The 25,083-nt window shown below is 68.5% G+C and carries 31 protein-coding genes; 13 read left to right on the top strand and 18 right to left on the bottom strand.

Annotation, left to right across the window (positions count from 1 at the left end):
- Positions 1–180 precede the first annotated feature (180 nt).
- A complete protein-coding gene (locus ACNSN4_RS10775; RefSeq protein WP_418285815.1) occupies positions 181–1,101 on the bottom strand; it encodes a glycosyltransferase family 2 protein in 921 nt (306 codons plus the stop codon).
- A 190-nt stretch (positions 1,102–1,291) separates the two neighbouring features.
- Here ACNSN4_RS10775 and ACNSN4_RS10770 point away from each other — a divergent pair, with 190 nt between their 5' ends.
- Positions 1,292–2,200, top strand: a complete 909-nt coding sequence (locus tag ACNSN4_RS10770) for an isoaspartyl peptidase/L-asparaginase (RefSeq protein WP_418286363.1) — start codon at positions 1,292–1,294, stop codon at positions 2,198–2,200.
- Positions 2,201–2,237: 37 nt separating this feature from the next.
- Here the strand turns inward: ACNSN4_RS10770 and ACNSN4_RS10765 are convergent, their stop codons facing one another.
- Positions 2,238–3,263: an AI-2E family transporter gene (locus ACNSN4_RS10765; protein ID WP_418285814.1), complete on the bottom strand. Its 1,026-nt coding sequence runs from the start codon at positions 3,261–3,263 to the stop codon at positions 2,238–2,240.
- A 307-nt stretch (positions 3,264–3,570) separates the two neighbouring features.
- Here ACNSN4_RS10765 and cofD point away from each other — a divergent pair, with 307 nt between their 5' ends.
- The 8 genes from cofD (at position 3,571) to ACNSN4_RS10725 (ending at position 9,262) form a co-directional block, all read left to right on the top strand.
- Positions 3,571–4,614 carry a 2-phospho-L-lactate transferase gene (gene cofD, locus ACNSN4_RS10760; RefSeq protein ID WP_418285813.1) on the top strand — a complete coding sequence of 348 codons (1,044 nt, stop codon included), beginning with the start codon at positions 3,571–3,573 and terminating at the stop codon, positions 4,612–4,614.
- On the top strand, positions 4,611–5,417 hold the full coding sequence (locus tag ACNSN4_RS10755) for a tRNA-dihydrouridine synthase (RefSeq protein ID WP_418285812.1): 807 nt from the start codon (positions 4,611–4,613) through the stop codon (positions 5,415–5,417). The genes cofD and ACNSN4_RS10755 overlap by 4 nt, the downstream gene beginning before the upstream one ends.
- The gene (locus ACNSN4_RS10750) at positions 5,414–6,448 is read left to right on the top strand and encodes a triphosphoribosyl-dephospho-CoA synthase (RefSeq protein WP_418285811.1); all 1,035 of its coding nucleotides are present in this window, start codon (positions 5,414–5,416) and stop codon (positions 6,446–6,448) included. The genes ACNSN4_RS10755 and ACNSN4_RS10750 overlap by 4 nt, the downstream gene beginning before the upstream one ends.
- A complete protein-coding gene (locus ACNSN4_RS10745) occupies positions 6,445–7,089 on the top strand; it encodes a DUF447 domain-containing protein (RefSeq protein ID WP_418285810.1) in 645 nt (214 codons plus the stop codon). The genes ACNSN4_RS10750 and ACNSN4_RS10745 overlap by 4 nt, the downstream gene beginning before the upstream one ends.
- A gap of 65 nt (positions 7,090–7,154) precedes the next feature.
- Positions 7,155–7,349: a 30S ribosomal protein S17e gene (locus ACNSN4_RS10740; RefSeq protein WP_418285809.1), complete on the top strand. Its 195-nt coding sequence runs from the start codon at positions 7,155–7,157 to the stop codon at positions 7,347–7,349.
- A 114-nt stretch (positions 7,350–7,463) separates the two neighbouring features.
- On the top strand, positions 7,464–8,699 hold the full coding sequence (locus ACNSN4_RS10735; protein ID WP_418285808.1) for a tripartite tricarboxylate transporter permease: 1,236 nt from the start codon (positions 7,464–7,466) through the stop codon (positions 8,697–8,699).
- Positions 8,700–8,814: 115 nt separating this feature from the next.
- Positions 8,815–8,994: an HVO_2753 family zinc finger protein gene (locus tag ACNSN4_RS10730; protein ID WP_418285807.1), complete on the top strand. Its 180-nt coding sequence runs from the start codon at positions 8,815–8,817 to the stop codon at positions 8,992–8,994.
- A gap of 1 nt (position 8,995) precedes the next feature.
- The gene (locus ACNSN4_RS10725; RefSeq protein WP_418285806.1) at positions 8,996–9,262 is read left to right on the top strand and encodes an elongation factor 1-beta; all 267 of its coding nucleotides are present in this window, start codon (positions 8,996–8,998) and stop codon (positions 9,260–9,262) included.
- A 144-nt stretch (positions 9,263–9,406) separates the two neighbouring features.
- On the opposite strand, the gene ACNSN4_RS10720 is transcribed toward ACNSN4_RS10725, so the two are convergent.
- The 6 genes from ACNSN4_RS10720 to ACNSN4_RS10695 all read right to left on the bottom strand — a co-directional run bounded on the left by ACNSN4_RS10720 (position 9,407) and on the right by ACNSN4_RS10695 (position 14,290).
- Positions 9,407–10,039: a vitamin K epoxide reductase family protein gene (locus ACNSN4_RS10720; protein ID WP_418285805.1), complete on the bottom strand. Its 633-nt coding sequence runs from the start codon at positions 10,037–10,039 to the stop codon at positions 9,407–9,409.
- 200 nt (positions 10,040–10,239) lie between these two features.
- Positions 10,240–10,617, bottom strand: coding sequence for a thioredoxin family protein (locus ACNSN4_RS10715; protein ID WP_418285804.1), 378 nt, complete (start codon positions 10,615–10,617; stop codon positions 10,240–10,242).
- Positions 10,618–10,679: 62 nt separating this feature from the next.
- A complete protein-coding gene (locus ACNSN4_RS10710) occupies positions 10,680–11,972 on the bottom strand; it encodes a M20 family metallopeptidase (RefSeq protein WP_418285803.1) in 1,293 nt (430 codons plus the stop codon).
- 63 nt (positions 11,973–12,035) lie between these two features.
- Complete coding sequence (locus ACNSN4_RS10705; RefSeq protein ID WP_418286362.1) at positions 12,036–12,473, bottom strand: YeeE/YedE family protein; 438 nt, start codon at positions 12,471–12,473, stop codon at positions 12,036–12,038.
- Between the two features lie 17 nt (positions 12,474–12,490).
- The gene (locus ACNSN4_RS10700) at positions 12,491–13,015 is read right to left on the bottom strand and encodes a YeeE/YedE family protein (RefSeq protein ID WP_418285802.1); all 525 of its coding nucleotides are present in this window, start codon (positions 13,013–13,015) and stop codon (positions 12,491–12,493) included.
- A gap of 72 nt (positions 13,016–13,087) precedes the next feature.
- Complete coding sequence (locus ACNSN4_RS10695) at positions 13,088–14,290, bottom strand: MBL fold metallo-hydrolase (RefSeq protein WP_418285801.1); 1,203 nt, start codon at positions 14,288–14,290, stop codon at positions 13,088–13,090.
- A gap of 234 nt (positions 14,291–14,524) precedes the next feature.
- On the opposite strand from ACNSN4_RS10695, the gene ACNSN4_RS10690 reads away from it, so the two are divergent.
- Positions 14,525–14,779: a sulfurtransferase TusA family protein gene (locus tag ACNSN4_RS10690; RefSeq protein WP_418285800.1), complete on the top strand. Its 255-nt coding sequence runs from the start codon at positions 14,525–14,527 to the stop codon at positions 14,777–14,779.
- Between the two features lies 1 nt (position 14,780).
- Positions 14,781–15,368: a DsrE/DsrF/DrsH-like family protein gene (locus ACNSN4_RS10685; RefSeq protein WP_418285799.1), complete on the top strand. Its 588-nt coding sequence runs from the start codon at positions 14,781–14,783 to the stop codon at positions 15,366–15,368.
- A gap of 100 nt (positions 15,369–15,468) precedes the next feature.
- On the opposite strand, the gene ACNSN4_RS10680 is transcribed toward ACNSN4_RS10685, so the two are convergent.
- From ACNSN4_RS10680 to ACNSN4_RS10640, 9 genes are all read right to left on the bottom strand, one after another.
- Entirely contained in the window at positions 15,469–16,467 is a 999-nt protein-coding gene (locus ACNSN4_RS10680; RefSeq protein WP_418285798.1) for a Gfo/Idh/MocA family protein, read from the bottom strand.
- Between the two features lie 40 nt (positions 16,468–16,507).
- On the bottom strand, positions 16,508–17,182 hold the full coding sequence (locus tag ACNSN4_RS10675) for a helical membrane plugin domain-containing protein (protein ID WP_418285797.1): 675 nt from the start codon (positions 17,180–17,182) through the stop codon (positions 16,508–16,510).
- A gap of 1 nt (position 17,183) precedes the next feature.
- Positions 17,184–18,323, bottom strand: a complete 1,140-nt coding sequence (locus tag ACNSN4_RS10670) for an NAD(P)/FAD-dependent oxidoreductase (RefSeq protein WP_418285796.1) — start codon at positions 18,321–18,323, stop codon at positions 17,184–17,186.
- Between the two features lies 1 nt (position 18,324).
- The gene (locus ACNSN4_RS10665; protein ID WP_418285795.1) at positions 18,325–18,567 is read right to left on the bottom strand and encodes a sulfurtransferase TusA family protein; all 243 of its coding nucleotides are present in this window, start codon (positions 18,565–18,567) and stop codon (positions 18,325–18,327) included.
- Positions 18,568–18,742: 175 nt separating this feature from the next.
- A complete protein-coding gene (locus tag ACNSN4_RS10660) occupies positions 18,743–18,988 on the bottom strand; it encodes a DUF7542 family protein (protein WP_418285794.1) in 246 nt (81 codons plus the stop codon).
- Between the two features lie 137 nt (positions 18,989–19,125).
- Entirely contained in the window at positions 19,126–19,335 is a 210-nt protein-coding gene (locus ACNSN4_RS10655; RefSeq protein ID WP_418285793.1) for a CbaC protein, read from the bottom strand.
- Positions 19,332–21,125, bottom strand: coding sequence for a b(o/a)3-type cytochrome-c oxidase subunit 1 (locus tag ACNSN4_RS10650; protein WP_418285792.1), 1,794 nt, complete (start codon positions 21,123–21,125; stop codon positions 19,332–19,334). Before ACNSN4_RS10650 ends, ACNSN4_RS10655 begins: the two co-directional genes overlap by 4 nt.
- The gene (locus ACNSN4_RS10645) at positions 21,122–21,634 is read right to left on the bottom strand and encodes a cytochrome c oxidase subunit II (RefSeq protein WP_418285791.1); all 513 of its coding nucleotides are present in this window, start codon (positions 21,632–21,634) and stop codon (positions 21,122–21,124) included. Before ACNSN4_RS10645 ends, ACNSN4_RS10650 begins: the two co-directional genes overlap by 4 nt.
- A gap of 8 nt (positions 21,635–21,642) precedes the next feature.
- Entirely contained in the window at positions 21,643–21,816 is a 174-nt protein-coding gene (locus tag ACNSN4_RS10640; protein ID WP_418285790.1) for a hypothetical protein, read from the bottom strand.
- Between the two features lie 97 nt (positions 21,817–21,913).
- On the opposite strand from ACNSN4_RS10640, the gene ACNSN4_RS10635 reads away from it, so the two are divergent.
- Positions 21,914–22,111, top strand: a complete 198-nt coding sequence (locus ACNSN4_RS10635; protein WP_418285789.1) for a DUF8131 family protein — start codon at positions 21,914–21,916, stop codon at positions 22,109–22,111.
- 73 nt (positions 22,112–22,184) lie between these two features.
- Entirely contained in the window at positions 22,185–24,704 is a 2,520-nt protein-coding gene (locus tag ACNSN4_RS10630; protein ID WP_418285788.1) for a heavy metal translocating P-type ATPase, read from the top strand.
- Positions 24,705–24,726: 22 nt separating this feature from the next.
- On the opposite strand, the gene ACNSN4_RS10625 is transcribed toward ACNSN4_RS10630, so the two are convergent.
- Positions 24,727–24,969 (bottom strand): Rdx family protein, encoded by a 243-nt coding sequence (locus ACNSN4_RS10625; protein ID WP_418285787.1) that lies wholly within the window; start codon positions 24,967–24,969, stop codon positions 24,727–24,729.
- Positions 24,970–25,083 lie beyond the last annotated feature (114 nt).

Genomic DNA, 25,083 nt, shown 5'->3' with positions numbered 1-25,083 from the left:
GCGTTGTTGGACCCACCTAAAGTGCCTGCCGTTTTGTCGCTAGGCCGTGTTCTCGGCAAAATCGAACGACGTGAGCGGGTCAGCGGTTGAGAAGCTCGGGCCGGCGGGACGGGTTGAGCGGTCGAGGCGCGTGAGCTGACACGACCGGATCGGGAGGCGCGGACGACGAAACCGCGGTACTCAGACGGGTAGCACCTCCACGTCGAACAGCGATCGCCACCGGTAGCGCCGACCGCCCCAAACGAACGTCCGGCGCGCGAGCGCGTACGCGATGAGGGCGGGCGAGACGAGCACCGAAGGCGCGGCGAGCAGAAACGTCGCGCGCCGGATCCCGAACCGGGCGTACACTGCCCCTGAGATCGCCGTGACTAGCACCGCGCCGATCACCGGAGCGAACAGCACGAGCGCGGTGAACCCGACTGAGAGGGCGACGTTGAGTGCGGCCGCGGCGGGCGCGTGGCGGCGGACGATCGCGAAGAAGCGGACGAACCGCTCCAGCGACCCGCGCAGCGACCCGCCGGCCGGGACGGTCCGCGTCCGGTCCGCGGCCGTCACCTCGACGTGTTCGGAGAGCGTTCCGTCGTCGCTGACGGTGCGACCGAGGTCGGCGAGAAACGCGCCCTCACCGTCCCGGAAGTCGTCCCGCTCAAAAACGACCGCGCCGCCCCACGCGATCCCGCCGACGGCGACCGCCGCGGTTCCGCCGAGCGCGTACGCGGGCTCAAGCAGCCGCGAGAGGGGATCGAGGCCGATAAACACCGGAACCTCAGTGGTCGGACCCTGCCGCTCGTAGTCGGTGTCGAGCGTCGCGAGCCAGTCGTCCGGGTGATGAAAGTCGTCGTCCGTCCAGACGATCCGATCGTTCTCCGCCGCCGCCATTCCCGCCGCGATCGCGTTCGCTTTCCCGGAGCAGCCCTCGGGCTCGCCGGCGAGAAGTATCCGAACCCCGTCGGGCGTCTCACCGCGTCGGTCCGCGACCGGATCGGCCGCCGTATCGCAGATCACGAGCAGCTCGTCGCCGCCCTGCAGCTGCGTCGCCACCTGGTCGCAGGCGTCGGTCCAGCGGACCGTCGGGAGGAGGACGGAGGTCGGCGCGGTCATACCGTCGCCGACGCACGCGATCCACTTAGGGGCCACCGGTCGTCGGCGAGCCCGGCTTCTTCCCCGACACTCACCCCGCCGCTTTCCGGACCCTTATGAGCGGGCCGCGGAACTCTCGCGTATGTCCGATCGGTCAACTGAGCGATCCACGCAACGGTCCACGCAGCGATCCACGCAGCGATCGCCGCGGATGCGCGTCATCGTCCACGGAGGAGCCGGCGGCGTCCCCGACGAACCGGAGCCGAGACAGGCGGTCCTCGATCAGGCGGCCGACCGCGGCGCGGCGAGCGAGACGCCCCTCGATGCGGTCGAGGCCGCCCTCGGTATCCTCGAATCGAGTCCCCGGTTCAACGCCGGTGTCGGCGGCGCGGTCCAGTCCGACGGCGTCGTCCGAACCGACGCCGGAGTGATGACCTCGGACCGCGAGATCGGCGCGGCCTGCTCGATGCCCGGGGTCGAACACGCCGCGAGCGTCGCGCGCGTCGTTCACTCCGAGACGCCGCACGTCTTCGTCTCCGGCGACCACGCCGTCGACCTCGCCGCGGAGTTCGGCGTCGAGACGGGCGTCGACCTGCTCACGGACGAGACGCGCGACCGATACGAGGCGGAGGACCCGCCGCGGGGCGGCCCCCGCGAGCACCTCGACTGGCTCGCGACGCGGTTCGGCTCCGGCGGCGATCGGGCCGGTGGGGGCTCCGAGAAAGGGGGCGAACCGGGCCGCGCCCCCGACCACGACACGGTCGGCGCGGTCGCCACCGACGGCGAGACGTTCGCGGCCGCGACGTCGACTGGCGGGCGCTCGTTCGCGCTCGCGGGCCGCGTCGGCGACGTGCCGCAGGTCGGCTCGGGCTTCTTCTGTACCGAGTCCGGCGGCGCGAGCGCGACGGGAGCAGGCGAGGATATCGCGCGCGTCACCCTCTCGCGGCTGGCCGTGGGACATCTCGAAGACGGAGTCGGTGCGCAGGCGGCGGCCGAGCGAGCGATCGACGAGTTCGAGGACCTGACGGGGTCGGGCGCGGGCGTCGTCGTTCTCGGCGACGAGGAAGCCGGGAGCGCGTTCAACACGGACGGGATGCAGACGAGTATCGCCCGTCGGTAGTCGCTGACGCGGCGACCGCTTTCGAGGCCTCGACTCGTCACGGAGCGGTCGATTCGGCCCTCTCCCTGGCGAACAGGTCGAGGACGACTTTCGCGCCGCCGAGGACGACGGGACCGACGAAGAGGCCGATCGCTCCGAACAGGACGACTCCCCCGAAAATGCCTAAGACGATGATCGCCACGTTGATCGTTCCGCTTCGACCGATGAGAGCCGGTCGGAGATACACGTCCGAGACGCTGACTAAGAGGCCGTAACCCACGAACAGTCCGCCTGCCAGGGGCCGCCCCGTCGCGAAGAGGTACCCCGAAACGGGAACCCACACGCCGAACGCGCCGACCAGCGGGAGCAGGGAGAGGATGAACGTCGCCACGATCAGAAAGACGACTCCGGGCATCCCGACGAGCACTAACCCGACTCCGAGCAGTATCGCTTGAATGCCCGCGACAGCGACGTTACCGACGACGGACGCCCACATGAGGGTATCGAGCTCTTCGAGCAGGTCTCGCTGTACCCGTTCGTCGACCGGAACGACCGTTCGCACCCACGCGATCAACCGCTCGCCCTCACGCAACAGCGCGAAGAGGACGAACACCGTTATCGTGAGCCCGATCAGCACGTCCGGGAGGCCGCTGACGGCGGTGAGTGTGGAGACGGCGACGCCCTGTAACCCCTCCCCGATCGGCTCCTGATACGTCGCGTACAGCAGTTCGATATCGATCACGAACCCGACGGTTTCGAGCCGATCCTGAATCATCTCCGGGCTGAAATCGCCCTCCCGGAGCGTGGTGAGGAGCTGTAGCCCCTGTTGAACTGCGATAGCGAGGATGTACGCGAGCGGGATGAAAATCACGAGTACCGAGGCGACGACGAGGGCGATCGCCGCCGTCATCGAGCTCACCCGTTCCTCGAGTTTCTGTTGTGCAGGCGCGAGGATGTACGCGAGCACCATCGCGAACAGAACGTACTGTAGATACGTGAAGATCAAGAGCGCGGCGAGAAGCGTGGCCACCGCCGCGAAGATGGTCAGTGCGTTGTCTTCCGACAGCCACCTCTCTCCGGACATAGCTCACGTACCGGACTCGTCCATATCGTTATACTGCGCTTTTCACACGCCCGATCCGGGGCGGGGCCACGGAGAACCGCGTCAGCCGCGGCGCCGAGCGCGCGGAGCGTGTCACTACCGCGGAACCGCGTGAACGGGAGGAACCGCTGGTCGATCACCGCTCGCGCCCGTAGCGGGACGCTCGGTGGGGCGTACCACCCGTGGGAGACCGGTTAAGCATCGTCGATCGCCGATAAACGTGCCCGTTACGGCCACGCCGGCGCCCGCGGAGCCGAGGATACAAATCCGCCCGCCGCGTTGCCCGCGTATGGTCACGTTCCTCGCCGGCGGCACGGGCACGCCGAAGCTCCTCGACGGCGCGACCCGCCTGTGGGACCCCGAGGCGATGACGGTGGTCGCCAACACGGGCGACGACGTCGAACTCGGCGGCCACCTCGTCTGCCCCGACGTCGACACCGTGTTGTTCGCGGGCGGCGGCGTCCTCGACCGGGAGACGTGGTGGGGGATCGCCGACGACACCACGGCGACGCACGCGGAGCTCCGGCGGCTCGCGGAGACGGTCGATCTCGGTACCGCGCCCCGCTACCTCGGCGCCGACGCGCAGACCGCGGGCCGCGAGATCGCCCGTTGGCGCCGCTTCTCGGGCGTCGGCGAGTTCATGGAGATCGGCGACCGCGACCGCGCCGTCCACGTCACTCGCACGAGCCTCCTCGACGAGGGGCGCACGCTCACCGAGGCGATCCGGACGCTCGCGGACGCGTTCGACCTCGACGTCGATCTCCTACCGATGTCTGACGACCCCGTCGCCACCCTGATCTACACCGAGGAGGGCGAGACGGTCCACTTCCAGGAGTACTGGGTCGCGCGCCGCGGCGAGCCGGGGGTCGCGGACGTGGAGTTCCGCGGCGCGGCCGACGCCACGCCGACCGACGCGGTCCGCGACGCCCTCGACGAACCGGTCGTGATCGGCCCCTCGAACCCCGTCACGAGCATCGGGCCGATGGTGGCTATCCCCGGAATCGAAGCTGCGCTCAGCGAGACGCCCGTCGTGGCCGTCTCGCCGTTCGTCGGCGACGAGGTCTTCTCCGGACCGGCCGCCGACCTCATGGCGGGCGTCGGCCGCGACCCCTCGACTGCGGGGGTCGTCGCGGCGTACCCGTTCGCGGACGCGTTCGTCCTCGACGACGCCGACGACACCGACGTCGCCGCCGTCGCGGACGAACACGACAGGGAGTCAGTCCCGCACGTGGAGCGAACCGACACGCGGATCGACGACGCCGACGACGCCGAGCGCGTCGCCCGCGCCTGCGAGCGGGCGCTTTCGGTCGTGAGCGGGGAGGGCCTTCGATGATCGAAGGCGACAGTCCCTTCCTCGTCGCCGCCAGCCTCAGCGGGGCGGCCGACGCCGAGTGGGCCCGAGCGGCGGCACCCCACGTCGAGAACGCGATCGTGGGGGGGATCGCGCTCGACCGGGCGAGCCGAGCGGCCGCGCGCGACCTCGTCGCCCGCGACCGCGACGAGTTCCTCCCCGACGACCCGCTCGCGTGGATCGACCGACAGCTGACCGCGCTCGGCGACGCGCCTCTCCGCCCCGGCGTCAACGTTCGGAGCGCGACCGTCGGGCCGGTTCGGGGGGCCGCCGCGATGTGTGCCGACCACGACGCGATCTGTGAGATCAACGCGCACTGCCGACAGCCGGAGCTACGTGCGGTGGGCTGCGGTGAATCGCTCCTCCGCGACCCAGACCGGCTCACCGAGTACGTCGCCGCCGCGACCGACGCGGGCGCGGCGACGAGCGTGAAGGTGCGCGCGGGGGTTCCCGGCGTCGACCTCGTCGCCGTCGCGGACGCGGTCGCCGAGGCGGGCGCGGACTGGCTCCACGTCGACGCGATGGACTCCGAGTCGGTCATCCGAGAGATCGCCGCGGTAGACGGGGGAGCCCCTCGCGCCGACCTCACCGTGATCGCGAACAACGAGGTTCGGGGCCGCGAGTCGGTCGCCGAGTACGCCGCCTACGGTGCCGACGCGGTCAGCGTCGGGCGGCCGAGCGAGAACCCCGCAGTCCTCTCCCGGATCGCCGAGGCGGTGTGCGCGTGGCGCGACGGGACGTTGGAAGGGGTCGAGGGGATGAGCCAGCGGGAGGTGTCCCCGTGACTGACGCCAAGAGTTCGGGAATCGCCGACCGCGACCCCGTCGACGACGCGACTCTCGCACTGCTGCTCGAGGTCGCCGGGACGCCCAAGCCCGGAAACGTCGACCGCCACCGAGACCTCGGCGACCTGCACTTCGAGTCGTTCCTCGGCGGTGCGATCGGGGCTCGCGCGGGCCTCGAACTGGCCGCGATCGCCGGGGACGCCGGGGACGCCGGGGACGCCAGCACCGGAGGCGGCGACGACTCACCTTCGCTCGGTCGCGCCTTCGAGCGCGGCGTCGCCGGGATGGCCGACCGCGCGGGGACGAACACCCAGTTCGGCTGCCTCCTGTCGCTCGTTCCCCTGCTTCGGGCGACCGCCGAAGGCGACCTCACCCCGCCTGGGCTCGACCGGGTGACCCGCGCGACGACCGTCGACGACGCGATCGCGTTCTACCGCGCGTTCGAGCACGTCGACGTCGCGGTCGCGGACCCGCCCGCAGACGCCGACGAGCTCGACGTGCGCCAGGGAGTCGACGCGGCACCGGCCCTCAGGGCCCGCGAGACGACCTTGCGGGACGTGATGGCGCTCTCGGCCGGCGTTGGCGACTCGGGTCCCGACGGCCCGGAACGGGTCCCCGATCGCAACGCTCAGGAGTGGGTCGAGGGGTTCCCGCGAACGTTCCGCGCGGCCGAGTGGATGCTACGCGACGAGGGACCGCTGACGGACCGAGCCGCCCGGGCGTTTCTCGGGCTGCTTGCAGCCGAGCCCGACACCCTCGTCGCGGCGAACCACGGCCCCGAAACGGCCCGCGAGACCAGCGAGCGGGCGGCCGCGCTGCTCGGTGGGGCGCACGCGGTAGATTCCGGTCCCGACGGAGTCGCCGACCCCAGCGATATCGACGCCGCCGCGGTCCACGACGCCGACCTCGACGCCGCCGAGGAGCTGGCGGCCGCGCTCGTCGAGGAGGGGATCAACCCCGGAACGACCGCCGACCTCGTCTGCGCGGCGCTCTACGTCGCGCTCCGGCGAGGAGCGGAGGTGTCGTCGTGAGCGAGCGGGACGACGAGGGCCCAGACGCGGTCACGCCCCCCGGCTGGCCGGTCGCTCTCCGGGGAGTCACCGAGTCGGTCGTGACGACGCTCGGGCCGAACGACCGTTGGAACGCCGCGGCGCTCGGGCTCCACGCGCCGGACGACCCGGACGGTCCCGTCACCGCGCGGACGTACGGACGCACGCGAACGTGGCGGAACTTCACCGAGCGGAGCGGTGGCGTCGTCCAGTTCACGACAGATCCGCGGACGTTCGTCGACGCCGCGCTCACGGTGTGGGAGGTCGACGACGCGGTGCTCCCGACGGCCGACGCCTGGGTCGAGGTCGAGGTCGAACAGGTCGCGAGCGAGACCGAGGGCGACACCGCGATCCGGACGTGGGCGCTCACGCCGGTCGACAGCGGCGTTCGACGGCGAACGGTCCCGACGATCAACCGCGGGTTCGGCGCGGTGATCGACGCCACCGTGGCCGCCTCGCGGCTCGACGTTCCGGGGTTCGACGCGGAGACGCTCCTCGGCCGCCTCCGGTACTTCGGCGACGTCGTCGAGCGCTGCGGCGGCCCCGCGGAGCGAGAGGCGTTCGCCCGGATCGACGAGGCGACCGGATGGCGGACGATCGAGGCGGACGAGGGCAGCGAGTGAAACCGGCTCGCGGCCGCTCGCGGCGGAACGAACCCTTTTAGTTCGGCCCGACGGTATCGCTCGGTATGGCCATCAAGCCCAAGTACATCAAGCAGCTCGGGAACGTCCTGCTGGAGGAGTACCCCGGCTCGTTCAACACCGATTTCGAGACGAACAAGGACAGCGTCACCGCGCTGACGACCGTCGAGTCGAAGGGCGTCCGCAACCGGATCGCCGGATACGTCACCCAGAAGAAGGCGCAGGCGGCCAAGGCCGCGTAATCGGCACCGAATTCTCGATCGTCTCTCCACATTCGACGAGCCGCGGCGTCGGCCGAGTCCAAACCGTCGACTCCACCGAATCCTTATCACCGAAGCCGCGGCCACCTCGCCGGGATGGACGCGTTGGTCCGCCCGGTGCTCGATCCGACGTTCGCAGCGGCCGCGCTCGCGTTTCTCAGTGGCGGAGTGGCGCTCGGCGCGCTGAGCGGACTCGTTCCGGGCCTCCACGCGAACAACTTCGCGCTGCTGCTTGCCGGGCTCGCCCCGTCGATTCCGGCGGATCCGTTACTCGTCGGCGTGGCGATGCTCGGCGCCGGCGTCGTCCACTCGTTTCTCGACATCGTACCCGCGCTCGCGCTCGGAGTGCCGGACGCCGCGACGGCGGTCGCCGCGCTTCCCGGGCACCGGCTCGTCGTCGCCGGCCGCGGCCGAGAAGCGATGCGGCTCTCGGCCGTCGGGTCCGGGATCGCGGTCGCACTGGCGGTCCCCCTCGCCGTGCCGATCACGTGGGCGATGGTTCGCGGGTATCCGACGGTCCGAGCGCACCTCCCGCTGCTGCTCGCGGGCGTCGTCGTCTTTCTCGTAGTTACAGAGTCGTCGAAGCGAGCCGCGGTCGGGGGGCTCGTCGCGTTCCTCGCGAGCGCCGCACTAGGCGTCCTCACGCTTGACGTCGACCCCGCCGCCCCCCTCGACGCTGGCGGAATTCTCGCACCGCTTTTCGCCGGACTGTTCGGCGCGCCGGTGCTCGTCGACGCCCTCGGCGGCGAGGGAGTGCCGCCGCAGTCGGACGCGCGGATCACGATGGGGAGCCGCGATCTCGGCGTGAGCGCGGGCGCCGGGTCGCTAGCGGGCGCGGTCGTCGGCTACGTGCCCGGCGTCTCGGCCGCCATCGCCGCGGTCGTCGCGCTGCCCGCAGTGCCACGGTCTGAGGCCGATCGGGGATTCATCGTCGCCACGAGCGGTGCGAACACGGCGAACACGATCTTCGCGCTGTTCGCGCTCGTGGCGCTCGGCACGCCGCGGACCGGCGTCACGGTCGCGCTCGACCGCGCCGAGGTCCCGTTCGCGCTCCCGATCCTGCTCGTCGCGGCCGCGACCGCTGCCGCCTGTGGGTTCGGACTCGTTCTGCTCGTCGGCGACGCGTACCTCCGTGTGATCGGAAGCGCCGATTACACGCGGCTCTCGATCAGCGTGTTGGCGCTGCTCGCGGGGTTGTCGTTCGCGTTCGCCGGGAGCTTCGGCGTCGGCGTCTTCGTCGTCGCGGGCCTGCTCGGGCTCGTCCCGCCGCGACTCGGTGCGCGGCGCGTGCACCTGATGGGCGTGTTGATCGGGCCGCTGATCCTCGGATGAGAATTGAAGACGGGTTGTGCGGCGATCGTGGGGACGAGATCCCTGTGAGAACGGAAGACACAGCGAACGAGCGCAAAGAACAACGGTTAAAAGTCGCGCGGTGGTGATTTAGTGTATGAGCGAGAGTAAAACGCAGGGCACTCGACAGTGTGTCTCCTGTGGTATCCAAGTGGCCGGGATGAACGCCGCGCGCTTCGCCTGTCCGGACTGTGGTGCAACGATTCACCGCTGCTCGAAGTGCCGGAAGCAGAGCAACCTCTACGAGTGCTCGGAGTGCGGTTTCCGGGGGCCCTGAGATGGGAGACGTCGCCGCGAAGATCAAGGTCATGCCGAACAGCCCCGAGATCGACCTCGACGAGCTCCAAGACAAGCTCGAGGAGTCGCTCCCGCAGGGCGCGAAGATCCGCGGCTTCGAGCGCGACGACGTCGCGTTCGGGCTCGTCGCCCTCCTCCCGACCGTCATCGTCCCCGACGGTGCCGGCGGCACCGAGGCCGTCGAAGAGGCGTTCGCCGCCGTCGACGACGTCGAGTCGGTCGCCGTCGAGAACGTCGGTCGCCTGTAACGCGATCGAACCGCTTTCTCTCGGAGTTCACACCTCGTCAGCGACGCGACTCGTCAGTCCGGTCCATCGCTGCGGCTGTCGTACCCGGGTGTGAACGCTCGGAAACGACCGAAAAAAGCGCCTTCGTCGATGGTGCGTCGTTTATCAGAACGGAACCGGCTCCGGGAGCGGGAGCATCGGAACGATGAACATCGCCGCGATCGTCGTCAGGCCGATCATGACCGGGAACGCGACGAGCGCCGGGTTCGTGGTCCCGAGGACGGCGGAGACGTCCGAGATCGTCTCACCCAGTGACGGCGTGTCGCTTCGCGAGAGGATAAGGAGTTCGAGACTGAACAGAATCACCGTCGCGGCCGCGGACACCATACAGAACGGGCAGATCGCACCGATGACTCCGATCTGCAGGTAGACGAAGTACGCCGAGAAGGCGACCCCGGTCGCCGTGACGGGCGTCAGGATCTTGATGACGAGGGGGTGCCGGGTGTCGAACCACCAGAGCGCCAGCGCGATGGTCGTCAGGTAGTAGAACGCGCCGAGCGTCGCCAGCGGGAAGCCGAAGACGTACGCCCACTGACTCGTAATGACTTGGATGCTCCCCGCGACCTCCGCACCGGCCGGGACTGCGGGGATCGCGAACATGTGGATGGCGGTCAACATCGTGCTCACCAGCCAGCCCATCACGGCCACGCCGGTGAACGCGGCGAAGAGCGTGGCGGTGCGCGGCGCGTACTCCCAGTCGTAGTCGAATCGATTCGGGGCCTCGGTTGGTACTGCCATATGCATTTGTGTGAACTGCACAATTTTAAGTATTGTGCTTTAATCCCACGACTGCTGACTACTATCGGTCGCCGTCGATTAGGGTACCGACGAGAGCGAACGGGGATGAAAATCAGAGGCAGGCTGTCGAGGGCAAACTCGAAGTGGGGGTGGCGAGTCGAACGCCGACGGCGCTGACTGCGGTGTCAGCGCTACGAGGATCAGGGCGTGTGCTCGTCGACCCACGCGGTGAGCTCGTCGCCCGGAATGAATCCGTCTGCGCGGCGCGCGACGGGTTCGCCGTCGACGAACAGCACGAACAGCGGGACGCTACGGACGTCGAATCGCTCGACGAGCGGCGGGTCGTCTCGGGGATTTATCAGGGCGACGTCGACGTCGAGCGATCGGGCGACGTTGCCGAGGACGGGCTCCATGCTCGCGCAGATCCCACAGCCGTTGGTGTAGAACTCGACGAGGGCGGCGTCGGCGTCGGTTATAAACGCGTCGAGCGCGGCCTCGTCGTCGAGCGCGTGTGGGCGGCCGCTGGCGTCAGAGGGCCCCTCTGAGGAGCCGTTGTCGATCTCAGTATTGGAACTCATACACAACATTGTCTCCGCGGCGGTATAAATCCTCGCCTCGGACGTTTCGAGTCGCGCGGGCCTCAGGAAGATGAGGAGAAACGCTCCGCCAGCGCAGACGGGAGGCGAGCGTACACGGCGGCGTTTCGCGTGAGCGCGGCGGTCGTCGTGTACTCGTCGACGGCGTGGACCGTGTCGGTGCCGAACCCGAACTCCACGGTCGGCACGCCGGCGTGTCTGAACGTCTTCGCGTCGCCGCCGCCGGTGGCGCTGCGACGGTAGATCCGCTCGCCGGAGACGTCGGCGGCGGTCGCCGCGACGGCCTCGACGAGCGGGCTGTCGACCGGTTCGTGGCTGCCGATCGACCAGCTCACGTCCGCGACGGAGACCGCCGGGAAGTCGGCGAGGCAGTCGCGGATGTCGGCGAGCACGTCCGCCGTCTCGACGCCGGCGGTGAACCTGGCGTCGAGCCGCGCGGTCGCCGCGTCCGGAACGGTGTTGATCGCCTCGCCGCCCTCGATGGTGCCGAGGTTCACCGTCGGGCGTTCGAAGAGGTCGCGGGCCGCGTCGGCGCCGAGCGTCGGCTCGTAGTACTCGATCGACTCCTCGACGATCGGTAGGATCGAGCCGTCGAGATCGAGATCGCGGGCGGTGAGCCGCGAGCGAAGCAGCGAGACGGCCTCCCAGAGGCGGTCGATCGCGTTGTCACCGAGCGACGGGCGTGAGCCGTGCGCGGCCCGTCCCTCCGCGCGGAGCGTGAGCCAGATGCTCCCGCGGTCCGCGACGGTGACCGAGTGGCGTCCGCGCGAGCACGTCGTCTCGCCGATCACGCAGGCGTCGGGCGCGAGCCGATCGATCGCGCCGCTCTCGACGACCGTGTCGACCCCGGCGTCGCCGCCGGTCTCCTCGTCGCTCACGACCGCGAACGCGACCGACACGGGAAGCGCGCCGTCGGTCGCGACGAGCGCCTCCGCGGCCGCGAGCATTCCCGCCAGCGGCCCCTTCATGTCCGTCGCGCCGCGGCCGTACAGCCGGTCTCCGTCACGCTCGCCGAGCGGGTCCCGACTCCACGCGTCGGCGTCGAACGGAACCGTGTCGACGTGGCCGTTGTACAGCACGGTGCGATCCGCCGCACCGGGCAGCGTCGCGAGCACGTTCGGCTTCGCGGGATCGGTGACGACGCGCTCGGTTTCGAAGCCGAGATCCGCGAGGAACGCCTCGACGTAGTCGATTATCTCCCGGACGTCGCCCGGCGGATTTCGGGTGTCGAAGCCGATCAGCCGTTCCGCAAGTTCGACGACGCGGTCGGCGGAGAGCCGGTCGTCGACGGCGGCCGAGTCGACGACTCCCGTCGAATCGGTGGTGTCGTGAGTCATGAGTGGTGCATCGAGTGGTGTGGGTATCAATCGGGCGGCGGTGCACGCACCGCGAGTCGACGGTCAGTCGTCGCTCGGGGCGGCCGCGGGAGCGTCGTCCGCGTCGCGACTCCGCCAGACGCCCTGCGCGTACGCGCCGATGAACATCCCGCCGATCGCGTAGAGGATCGGCCAGTTGCCGACGCCGAGACTGGCGTAGGCCGCTCCCGGGCAGATGCCGGAGAGGCCCCAGCCGACGCCGAAGATCGACCCGCCGATCAGGACGTTGCGGTCGAACGACTTGAGCCGACGACCGTACGGGCGTCCCGTCAGCGGAGCCGACTCGCGCAGCTTCGGGAGCGTCCAGAACGCGAGGCCGGCGACGATGGAGCCGCCGAACATCACGAACAGGAGTCCGAAGTCCTCGAACGTCAGGAAGTCGATGACGACCTCCGGCCGGGCCATGTGGCTGAACCCCAGCCCGAAGCCGAAGACGAGTCCCCCGAGGAGGACGAGCGGCATGAAGAGGGGATGACGGCTCACAGCCCCACCCCCAGCGCCGACACGAGGTTAGCGGTCACGATCGCGACGACGAGGAACGTCGCCACGCCGACGAGCGAGGTGCGGGAGACCGATCCGACGCCGCAGATCCCGTGTCCGGACGTGCACCCCTTCCCGATCCGGGTGCCGATCCCGACGAGGACGCCGCCGACGAACAGTCGCCACGCGGACACCTCAGTAGTCCAGCCGCTGCCGGCGATCGACCACGCCTCGCCCTGATAGATCAGCGCGTAGACCGCGGCACCGCCGACGATCCCGACCGTGAACACCACGCGCCAATCGCGCGACGGGCGGTACTGCTCGAATCGAGACTGCCCGGAGACGTACGACAGCGTCGACTCCAGGAACGTGCTCGCACCGGCCGTGATCCCCGTCCCGAGGTATATCAGGACGGTCCCGAGGCCGACCAAGAGCCCCCCGATCGCGTACCGCGAGACACCGTTCGGGAAGAGGGTCTCGACGGTCTGTGGTCCGAGCAGATCGGTGAAGACGGCGTCTATCACCGCGGATCACCCCGCGAAGAGGTGGTGTGGGCGGTCGTCGGTCGGCGGTCGCAGAACACGATCACGGTCGGATCAGTCGTCGCTCGTGAGCGCATCCTGGCTCGCGGCGCAGTTGTTCGGCCCGAGCTCGAGGGTGAACGCCTCGTCGTCGTCGACGGCGTTCTGGCCGAGGTTCGTCGCGATGATGTCCTGGTAGTTTGCCGGACGCGGCGGCATGTCGGCGAGGACGACCTCGACGAACTCGTCCTCGTCGACCGAGAGCGCGTCCATCCGCTCGCGGAGCTCGCCGATCGGTGCGGTGTACGTGCCGTCGGCGGCGGCCTCGGCCGCGTCGCTGAAGTGCGCACCGCCGATGAGCACGTCGTCGTCGAAGGCCAGCACGCGGTTCTGCAGCGAGTCGTAGAGCATCCGGGCGGCCTCGGGTGCGCCCTCGTCGCCCTCCTCGAGGTCGGGGCGGGCGACGCTCTCGATGAAGAGCCCGTCGCCCGTCGCGAGCAGGCTGTCGCCGAGCAGGTAGGAAGTCATCCCGGTCGTGTGACCGGGCGTGAACACCGTCTCGACGGTCGCGTCGCCCACGGCGAACTCGTCGCCGTCCTCGATCAGCGTCACGTCGTCGGCGTAGGTGACGCCGCGGTCGGCGGCGGCCGCGGGGAGCATCGCCTCGACGCCCTCGTCGGCGAGAGTACGAAGACCCGAGATGTGGTCGGCGTGCACGTGCGTGTCGAAGGCGTATGTCAGCTCGACGCCGAGCTCCTCGGCGTCATCGAGGTAGCGGCCGGTGAACGCGCGGAGGGGGTCGACGATCGCGGCCTCGCCGTCGTCGTACAGCAGGTAGCCGAGACAGCCGCTGGAGGGACGCTGGTACTGCAGCAGCGTTCCAGGGCCATCGTATTCGGTGACCTCGTGGGTCTCGTAGATCGACGCCCAACCGTTCATCCCCTCTTCCAGGTGATCGACGTCGTAGCCGCGGTCGGCGAGCGCGCCCGCGACGTACTCGCTGGCCCCGCCCTTCGCACAGAGCACGGTGACGTGTTCGTCGGCGGGAATCTGATCGAGGACGTCCTCGTCGATCTCCTCGTCGAGGAACTCGAAGTACGGCACGTTGATCGACGTGACGTTCTCGCCGTCGATCTTCCACTCCTCGTAATCGCTCGACATCCGGGCGTCGAGTAGGGTCACCGGCTCGCCGTCGTCGATGCGAGCTTTGAGCGTTTCGGGGGCGATCGAGGCAACGTCCGAGTCCGGTGTCGGAAAGTCCATCTCGTCTGCGTCCATGTACATCCATTCCTAACGGGGGGAGGAACTTAAGAGTTCGTATAGTAATTCACTATACACACAATATAGTTTGGCTGCAGAGTACAATTAGAAGTCTATGGGTGCGCGTATAGGCAGTCGATGCGGGCGTACCCCTCGCTTAATAATTCAGTTGTTCAAGTAAACCACAAGCATCGACACACTTATACCTCGGAGCCCAGTATTGTGTGATAACCCCAACACGGGGAACCAACCATGAGTACGGAAACCGCAGCCGAGACCCTGGACGTGAAAGGACAGAACTGCCCGATGCCGGTCGTCAAGACCCGCGGTGCGTTCGACGACATCGCCCCCGGAGAGGTGCTCGAAGTGATCGCCACCGACTCCGGCAGCATGAGCGACATCGCGGGCTGGGCGGAGTCGACCGACGACGCCGAGCTCGTCGACCAGACGGAAGCGACCGAGGGCGGCGAGGACGTGTACAAACACTACCTCCGGAAGACCGAGTGAAATGAGCGCTGACACACCGGCGTCGCCGGAGGGCGACCTCGATCCGGAAGCCGTCGCCGACCTACAGGCGCGCCTCGAAGCGCTCGAGACCGAGGTGTCGGACCTCCGAACCGAGGTCGACGACGACGGTCCCCAGAAGATGGTCATCATCGCGACGAAGGGGACCCTCGATATGGCGTATCCGCCGCTCATCCTCGCGAGCACCGCCGCCGCGTTCGGGTACGACGTCACCGTCTTCCACACGTTCTGGGGCCTCGAGATCCTCCACGAGGAGAACTCGAAGAACCTCCAGCTCAGCTCCGTGGGCAACCCGAACATGCCGGTGCCGAACGCGATCGGTGCGCTTCCCGGCATGGACCGCGTGACGACGCGGATGATGCAGAACAAGATCGCCGAAAACGACGTCGCGTCGATCGAGGAGCTGATCGAGACCTCGATCGCCAGCGGCGTGGACCTGCAGGCGTGCCAGATGACGATCGACCTCCTCGGCTACGACGAGGACGACTTCTACGACGGCGTCACGACCGGCGTCGGGGCGGCCTCCGCGTTCCAGGACATGGTCGACGCGGACATTCAGCTCCTCGTTTAGGTCGGCGAGAACGGCGGTCACACGCGCTTTCCTCCCGTTTCGATCGATGGTACCGAGAGCGGCCGCACCGGGGTGACCGTCCCGTCGAGGTCGGTTTCTTCTACCGGATATCCACCGCGTCGCCGCCGACTGCGCTCTCCGAGAGCGCGTCGATGACCCGCATGTTTTCGATCGCCGACGCCCCGTCGGTCAGAGGACTCCCGTGGGCGGCGACGCGCTCGGCGAAGTGACCGATCTGCAGCCGGTACTGATCCACCGGGTCGAACGTCTCGACGCCGCGTCGGCCGTCGATCTCGTAGGTCAGTTCCACCGGCTCGTCGGCGGGCGCGTCGAACGCCCGCTCGACGGCGATCCATCCGTTCGTGGCGTCGATCCGGTACCGCTGGACCAGCCGGGTGTCGAACCCGGACGCGATCCGCGCCGACCGACCGTCCTCGTACTCCAACACGCCCGCGAGCTCGGTGTCGACGCCGGCACCGCGGGTGTCGTTCATGTGTGCGTACGCCCGGTCTGGAGTCCCGAGCACGGCTCTGACGAGAGATACCGGATAACAGCCGACGTCCATCAGCGACCCGCCGGCGAGCTCGGGGTCGAGCCGTACGTCGTTCGGTCGGTCGTACAGCGGGAACCGAAACGCGGCGGTCACCGTGCGCACGTCGTCCAGCTCCCGGTCGACCAGTTCGAGAACGCGCTCGGTGCGCGGGTGGTACCGGTACATGAACGCCTCCATCAGGGTGACGCCGCGGTCTTCGCAGTGGTCGACGACCTCGCGCGCCTCCGTCGCGTCGCTCGCGAGCGGCTTCTCGCAGAGCACGTCGAGCCCGGCGTCCGCCGCGCGTTTCGTCCACTCGGCGTGGAGCCCGTTCGGGAGCGGGACGTACACGGCGTCGAGCTCGTCGTCCGAGAGGAGCGCCTCGTAGGAGCCGTAGCTCCGCGGGATCGACTGTTCCGCGGCGAACCGCTCCGCGCGGTCGCGGTCGCGGGAGGCCACCGCGCCGACCGCGTGGTCGCTCGCCGCGATCGCCGGGATCACCGCCTTGCGAGCGATTCCCGCGGTTCCGAGCACGCCGAACGTGAGCCGGTCGTCCTGTGGTGACATACACGGCTTCCGACAGTCCGAACGATAAAAAGGGCCGGTGTCACTCCTCGTCCGCAGCCGCCGCCCGCGACCGGCCGATCGCCTTCGAGACGGCGAGCACGTAGCCGAGCCCGTACTGGATCTCGGGGTCGCGGACGCTCCGCGCCAGCCCCAGCGCACCGACGGGTTCGGGGTCGCTCCGGTGGGCGGCGCCGACCCCGTCGAGCATCGTCTTCACGCCGTCGCGGGTGTCCTCGTCGGCCGCGGTGTCGGCGACCTCGCCGAGCGCCGAGCCGGTCCCCGCGAGCGACCGGACCATCTCGTCGTCGAGCGCGGCGGTCGCGAGCGAGCCGACCTGCGCCAACTCCGCCAGCTCGTCCAACGCGCCGCTCCGCTGGAGTTCTATCAACGTCTCCATCGCCTCGCGGAGTTCGCCGCCGTTCGAGCCGACCGCCGCCGCGAGCCCGACCGTCTCGTCGGTCGCGAGCCCGTCTGCGGACTCCGCGAGCGTCGAGGCCGTCCCAGCGAGTTCGACGACCATCTCGTCCGTGAGCGCGCTCTCGCCGAGCGAGACGACGTCGAGCAGTTCGTTGACCGCGTCGAGACGGTCGACGAACGCCGCGACGGCCTCCGGGTTCTCCGCGACGATAGATTCGAGGTCGTCGCGGTCGAGGTCCTCGCGATCGCTGTCGTCGCGGTCGGAGTCGGGCGCGGACTCCTCGGACAGCTCGGACATCTCAGAGCAACCCCCGTGCGGTGAGCCAGTACGACTCGTTGTACGCCAGCTTCGACCAGTGGAGCTTCTCCGATGGCGGCGCGGGCGACGGCGGCTTCTCGTAGTCGAACTCGACGAACGACGCCGAATCCATCCCGGTCTCGATGAAACACAGCGTCTTCCCGTCGTACGTCGCCGTCGCGGGGCGGTCGCGGATCTCGCTGGCGATCCGCTGGCTCACGATCCCCGCCTGATAGTGGGCGACGCTCCCGGCCTTCGGGACCCCGGTCGTCGCGGCGTCGCCGAGCGCGTACACGTCGGCGGCCGCCTCGGCCTCCAGGGTGTGTTTGTCCACGTCGACCCAGCCGCGGTCGCCGAGCCCGGCCTCCTCGACCACGTCGACGCCGCGGTGCGGCGGAATCGCGGCGAGGAGGTCGTACTCGATCTCGGTCCCCTCCATCGAGGAGACCGTCTTCGCGTCGGGGTCGACCGACTCGGCGTTGAAGAACGTCTCCACGTTGATGTCGCGCTCGTCCATGATCGGCTCCGCCCACTCGGCGATGTGCGGGTTCCCGTGGACGCGCTGGATCGGGTACGTGTAGGTGATCTCGACGTCATCTCGGAGCCCGCGCTCGCGGAACCAGTCGTCCGCCATGAAGACGAACTCCAGCGGCGCCGCCGGGCACATGTGCGGCGTGCCGATCACGCTCAACACCAGGTGACCCTCGGTCATCGAGAGCAGCTCGTCGCGCAGCGCCAGCGCGCCCGCCTCGGTGTAGTAGTCGTGGCCGCCCGCCGCGAGCCCCGGGATCTCCTCGTCGGCGAGCGTCGAGCCAGTCGCGACCACGAGGTAGTCGTAGCCGAGCGCGTCGCCGTCGCGGAGCGCCAGTGTCTTGGTCTCGGTGTCGATCTCGGTCACTCGGTCGACGGTGAGATCGATCCGATCGTCGATCAGGTCGCGGAGCGGGCGGCGCCCGTCGGCGGGCTCCCGCTGCCCGAAGGGAACGTACAGCCAGACCGGTTTATACACGTGGTCGGGACCGTCGTTGATCAGCGTGACCTCGACGTCACCGGCGTCGATCTCCGCGCCGAGTCGCTCTGCGAGATTGTTCGCGAGCACCGCGCCGCCGGTGCCGCCGCCGAGTATCGCGACGCGGGTCATCCTACGCGACCTCCACGTAGAAGCCGTACTCGTCGCCGGTCTCGTCGACGGCGAGCAGTTCGTTGTCGGTCTCGTCGACCCACTCGGAGACGTCGGTCACCGACTGGTCGTTGTCGCTTCGGAGCAAGACGACGTCGCCGGAGTCCGCCGACCGGACCTGTCCGATGAGGTCCATGAGCGGTCCGGGACACGCGGCCCCGCGCGAGTCGACGGTGTGGGTGGGTTCGATATCGGGTTCGGTCATGTACGTGCGATAGTTCGTCCCCCGCCGATATAGTATTGTATACAAATTCCAATTATGAGAAAAACTGTCCGAAGGTATATACGTCGTCGCGAAGATGACGAGAGAACAGTTCCGCGGCCGAGCGGGGCGAGTTGCTCAGGAGGCGACGGGTGGGTTCGCCGGTCGGATCGCCGGGCTACGGCTCCGATCGCTCGGGATCGACCAGCGGAGAGTCCTCGTTGACGCACTCCGGGCGTCCACAGACACCGGCGTCGGCACCGGCTCTTGACACCCCCGCCGCGATCGCTTCGATTTCCCACTCCGCGGCGTGCCCGGTGCTCGACTCGTGGTCGTCGAGCGCGGTTCGAGCGTCACGGAGGCGGTCGTAGGTCACCGAAAACGAACACTCCGTACACCGGACCGTGACGCGTGATCGAGTCATAGGTATGTATTGTATCGTTCACACATAATTCGCTCGGTGTCAGTGGATCGGAGCACGACGAGAGCGGAACCGGCCGCGACGGCACGAGACCGCGACGAGAACAGGACCGGCCGTAGCGGAGCGAAGGAGGGGAGAGGCTACGCCGGCTCTTCGTCGTCAGTCCGCCAGCCGCCTTTCAGGGTGATGACCCAGATAACGAGCCCGGCGAGCACGAACACGGCCGCCATATACGGGATGAGCGGGATTTCGACGCCCACGAAGTCCAGTACCGTCCGGAGTTCGTAGATGATCACGCCGAAGATAGCGAGCGCGACGAGGAGCCCGCCGCGGCTGATGTCGAGCGTCATCGGAGCACCTCGACGAGCGGTGCGAGCGCGTCGGACAGCGCGTCGACCGAAAGCATCGAGACGGACGCGAGCAGGTCGATCGCCGGCGTCAGCCACACCGGATACGTGCCGACGCCGGGACCGAGCAGTCCGCCGCGGCCGATGATGGCGGCGATCGGGAGCGCGTACGCGAGCACGACGAGGACGAGCGCGATGCCGACCCACAGCCGGAGGTTATCGAGCACCCGCGGCGCGTCGTCGGGCCCGGACAGCGCCGGCGGGAGCGTCTCCGCGAGCCCGGACACCTTCGGGTTCCCCATCGTCAACACCAGGTTTCCGAGGAACAGGATCGTGGAGACGAACAGCAGCGTGCCGCCGATAGCGATCTGGACGTTCAGCTCCTGGAAGCCGCCGAAGGAGGTCGCGTACTCGAATCCGGCGTACTCCGGCTCGGCGGTCCGCCGCGGAACGCCCAGCAGACCCTGCGCGTGCATCGCGTTGGACATCAGCGCCATACCGATGAACCAGAGAACGACCTGGAACAGCCCGATCGGGCGGCTGTAGATCGGCTTGTTGGATATCTGCGGCCAGATCCAGTACGTCGCCGCCATGAACGTGAGCGCGACGGCGGTGCCCACGGTGAGGTGGAAGTGCCCGGGCACCCAGATCGTGTTGTGGATCATGTAGTTGATGTTCATCCCGGCGTTCACCATCCCGGAGAACCCGCCTGCGGCGAACATCAGCCCGGCGAGCATCATACCGGTGAACTCCGGCTTCCGCCACGGGAGGTCGGTGAGCCAGCCGAGCAGTCCGGTCCCGCCGCGCTGGCGAGCGCCGTACTCCACGCTCGCGACGACGGTGAACGCGGTGAGCAGACTGGGCAACAGCAGGAACATCGTGTTCGTCATCGAGATGAACTTGAACCCCTCCGCGATACCGGGATCGAGGTACTGGTGATGGATCCCGACGGGCGTCGACAGCAGGAGGAACAGCACGAAGACGACCCGCGCGAGCGGGTCACTGAAGAGGCGCCCGCCGGCGATCTTCGGCAACACGGTGTACCACAGCAGGTACGCCGGCATGAGCCAGAAGTAGACGACCGGGTGACCGAAGAACCAGAACAGCGTCCGCGTCAGCGTCGGGTTCACCTGATCGATGAAGCCGAGCGACCACGGGAGCAGGAAGATCAACACGGAGGCAGCGACCGCCGACGACGCGATGTACCACATCGCCATCGTCGTCAGCACCATGAACGTCTGCAGGGGAATCCGCTCGTCGGGGTTGTCGCGCTTCCACGCGAGCCACGTGCGGAACCAGTCGGCTCCCGCGATCCACGAGCCGACGATGAACACGGCGAGCCCGGCGTAAAACAGCGGGTGCGCCTGCAGGGGAGCGTAGAACGTGAACAGGACGTCCGCGCTCATGTCGATGGCGTCGGTGAAGCCGGCGAGGATGGAGACGCCGGTCATCGTCATCCCGATCGCCATCAGCGCGTACCACGTCCACGTGATCTTGATGTTCACGAGCGGACGATCGAGGCTCCGAACCACCGCCCAGGTGAACAGCCCGACGAGGAAGAACGTCGTGAAGCTGAGCGCCAAGAACACGCCGTGTGCGGTCAACGACGTGTAGTACTCGGCGGAGGTGATGAGTCCTCGGAAGAGGTCGGTTCGGTGGAGCGTCTGCACGATCCCGAATACCGCACCGAGGAACAGCGCGAGGAACGCGCTGAGGAGGGCCGCGCGGACGATTCGCGCCTCTTCGGGGAACTTGTCGACGAACGTCGGTTCGGACTCGATGGCGGCGCTCATTCGCCGTCACCTCCCGTTCGCTCCTCGTACTCGGCCTGACTGACGACTTCCAGTTTCCCTTCCATGACGTGGTGGCCGGCGCCGCAGTACTCGTTACAGACGATTCCGTACTCGTTCGGCTCGTCGACCTCGACGGTTATCTCGGCGACTTCGCCGGGGACGACCATCGTGTTCGCGTTCGTGCCGGCGACTTGGAAGCCGTGGATCACGTCCCGCGAGGTGACGTAAAACGTCACGCGGCTGTTCTCGGGGACGACGATCGGATCAGGGTCGAAGCCGAACTGATACGCGACGACGTACGCCTCGTACTCGTTCTCGCCGACCCGTTCGACGCGCGGCTCGGAGAACCGGTCGTCTTCGCCGAGTCCGCCGGCGTCGATCGCCGGTTCCGAATCGCTCACCATCGCAATGCCGGGGCCGACCGCCCCGTAAGTGACGGACCCGATGAGGAGCAGGATCAGCAGAAGCGATGCCGCAAGCCAGAGCTTCTCATACGCGTGAATGTGCATGTGTGTGTTCACCCGATGACGACCAGATCGCGGCCGAGGAACTCGATGTAGTAGACGTACACCCACGAGAGCAACAGAATTGCGAAGTATATCCCGATAAGTGTGAGCGTTCCGATCGGATCGAACTCCTCGTCGCCGCCCGCGTCGTCGACCGACGCGTGTGCGGCCTCATTTTGCCCCATGGGTCGGGTTATCCGTAGGCGAATATATACGATCGACTCGTTCTCACGTTGTGGGAACTTTGCCGTTATCTATGACGGCAGGGCTCTGTATCGGCGTATGGACTTCTCTCTTCAGCAGGCGGTCCTTCTCGTGCTGGGTGGACTCGTTCCCGCGGTGGTGTTCATCGCCAACCGCGCCGATTTCGTCGTCGCGGTGACGCTCGTGAACGTGCTTCTCATCTGGGGGAGCCTCCGAATCGCCACCGGTGGCGGCGTCCCGTTCGTCGCGAGCGGCGGCGAGCCGGAAGAGGCGTAACGGAGCAACGCAAACAGGCGAACTGCGTAGATGGGCCGTTTGCGGGACCGTCTAGCGAACGATGGACAAACCGATGACGAACTGCACGCTCTGTGATCTGCCGACGGGCGAAGACCCTCACACGGCGCCCGACGTCGACGGCGAGTTCTGCTGTCGCGGGTGTCTCGCGGTCGCCCGGTCGCTCGACGACGTCGACGACCTCGACGACCTCGACGAGCGGCGCCCCGACGCGGAGCCGGCCCCCGAGTTCGACGGCGAGACGACGTTCCTCCACGTCGACGGGATGCACTGTGCGACCTGCGAGTCCTTCCTGGAGCTGACCGCCGGAAAACAGGAGGGCGTCGCCGCGGCGGAGGCGAGCTACGCCACCGACACGATCCGCGTCGACTACGACCCGGACGCCGTGAGCGCCGAGGCTCTCCCCGATCGCCTGTCGGTCGCGGGGTACACCGCGAGCGACCGTGCGAACCCGGAACCCGACGGCGACGACGTGGCCGTCGTGCGCTTCCTGATCGGCGGCGGCTTCTTCGGAATGATGGCGATGCTGTGGTACGTCCTGTTCTTGTACCCGACCTACTTCGGTTACGACCCGATCCTCGAGTTGGGCGGCGTCTCCGGCGTGTACCTCTTCACGCAGATCTGGGTGTTCACCTCCGTCGTCCTCTTTTATACGGGGTATCCGATCCTCCGCGGGGCGTACGTGAGCCTCCGAGCGCGACAGCCGAACATGGATCTCTTGGTGTCGCTCGCGGCCGTCAGTTCGTACGCCTACAGCACGCTCGCGATGGCCCTCGGACAGACCGATATGTACTTCGACGTGACGATCGCCGTGATTCTGGTCGTCACCGCCGGCAACCACTACGAGTCGCGTATCAAGCGGCGGGCGACCGGCATGCTCTCGGAGCTGACGACGGCGACCGACCGCGAGGTCCGGACCGAGGCGGGCGAGACGGTCGCCGCCGACGCCGTCGACCCCGGCGACCGCCTCCTCGTGCGCCCCGGCGAGCGGGTCCCGTTCGACGGCGAGGTCGTCGAGGGGACCGCCGCCGTCGACGAGGCGCTCATTACGGGCGAGTCGCTGCCAGCGACGAAACGCGAGGGCGACGCGGTCCGCGGCGGGACCGTCGTCACGGACGCGCCCGTCGTCGTCGAGGTGGGCGAGGACGCCGCGAGCACCCTCGACACCCTCGTTCGGTTGCTGTGGGAGATCCAGAGCTCGCGCTCGGGGATCCAGCGGCTCGTCGACAGGCTCGCGACGATATTCGTGCCACTCGTCGTCGCCGTCGCCGTCCTCGCCGCGGCCGTCACCCTCGTGTTCGGCGGCGCGCCGACGGACGCCGCGCTCGTCGGGCTCACGGTGCTCATCGTCTCGTGTCCGTGCGCGCTCGGACTCGCGACGCCGCTCGCGATCGCGGCCGGGATCCGCGACGCCGCCCGCCGCGGGATCGTGATCGTCTCCGACGCCGTCTTCGAGGACGCCGCCGACATCGACACCGTGGTGCTCGATAAGACGGGAACGCTCACCGACGGCGAGATGCGACTGCTCGACACCGTTACGGACGGGGCGTCTGCCGACGCCGAAGGGGCGTCCGCCGACGCCGTTCGTCGGCGGGCGGCCGCGGTCGAGCGTGCCTCGGTCCACCCGATTGCGAAGGCGATCGTGGAGGGGGTCACTGCCGATCGGGCCACCGGCGGGTCGGAACGTGACGCGACCGCGACGGGCGGCACGGCTGCGACCGACGGCGGGACGGCGGTCGGTCCCTCCGGGGCCGACGTCGAGGACGGCCCGGTCGCCGACGCCGTCTCGACCGCCGACGTGACCGTCACCGACCGGGGCGTCTCGGGGACCGTCGACGGCGACGAGGTCGTCGTCGGCCATCGCTCCCTGTTCGATGGCGATCGTGACGGAAACGGCGACGACAGCGAGGGCGACAAAGACGAATGGACGGTTCCAGAGCGGCTCCGCGAGGCCGGTGCGGCGGCTCGCGACGCGGGAAACGTCCCGGTGTACGTCGGCTGGGACGGCGTCGTTCGGGGGATCCTCGTCGTGGGCGACGAGGTTCGTGAGGGGTGGGAGGACGTGGTGAGCGACCTCGCCGCGGACGGTCGGCGCGTCGTCGTCCTTACCGGCGACTCCCCCGCGGCGGCGCGGCAGTTCGGGGATCACCCGGCGATCGACGAGGTCTTCGCCGAGGTGCCGCCCGAGGCGAAAGCCGAGACGGTTCGTCGGCTCGCCGCGACCGAGCGCGTCGCGATGGTCGGTGACGGGAGCAACGACGCGCCCGCACTCGCGGCGGCGGATCTAGGCGTCTCGATCGCGAGCGGAACCGACCTCGCCGCCGACGCCGCCGACGCTGTGCTGTTGGAGGACCGCCTCCCCGCCATACCCGAGCTGTTCGCGGTCACGCGCGGGACGAACCGGCGACTCAAACAGAATCTCGGGTGGGCGTTCGTCTACAACGCGGTGGCGATTCCGATGGCCGTCGCCGGGGTGCTCAACCCCCTGCTCGCGGCGCTCGCGATGGCGACGAGCAGCGTCCTCGTCGTGTCGAACTCGGCGCGAACGGTGTACTCGGACTCGACAGAGGAGTGAGACGGCCGCCGGGCGATTTCCCTTACGCGGTCGCGCCGACGTACGGCTTGACGGCGCGAACGATGGCGTCGACGTCGTACTCGTCTTCGGTCTTGTCGAAGACGACCTCGTCGTTCGCCCGGACGACGAACACGCCGGCGTCGCCGGTCACCAGCGCGACCTCGTCGAGCTCCTCGCCGAACTGTCGGAGCAGGGCTCCCGACACGTCCTGCGCGCGGTTCAACATGCCACACGGTACGCAGTACTCGACTTCGACTCGTGTCATACGAGCCAGTACTGTGTTGAGCGTATTAAACGCGGGGTGCACCCGCGTCCCACGTCCCGATTCACACTGCTCACTGCTCGCTCCCCGGTTCACACTGCTCACTGCTCGCTCCCC

This window comes from Halorubrum marinum (genome assembly GCF_048381195.1).
Lineage (GTDB): Archaea > Halobacteriota > Halobacteria > Halobacteriales > Haloferacaceae > Halorubrum.
Note: the sequence above shows the minus strand (reverse complement) of the source record. Positions and strands in the feature narration are given on the sequence as shown.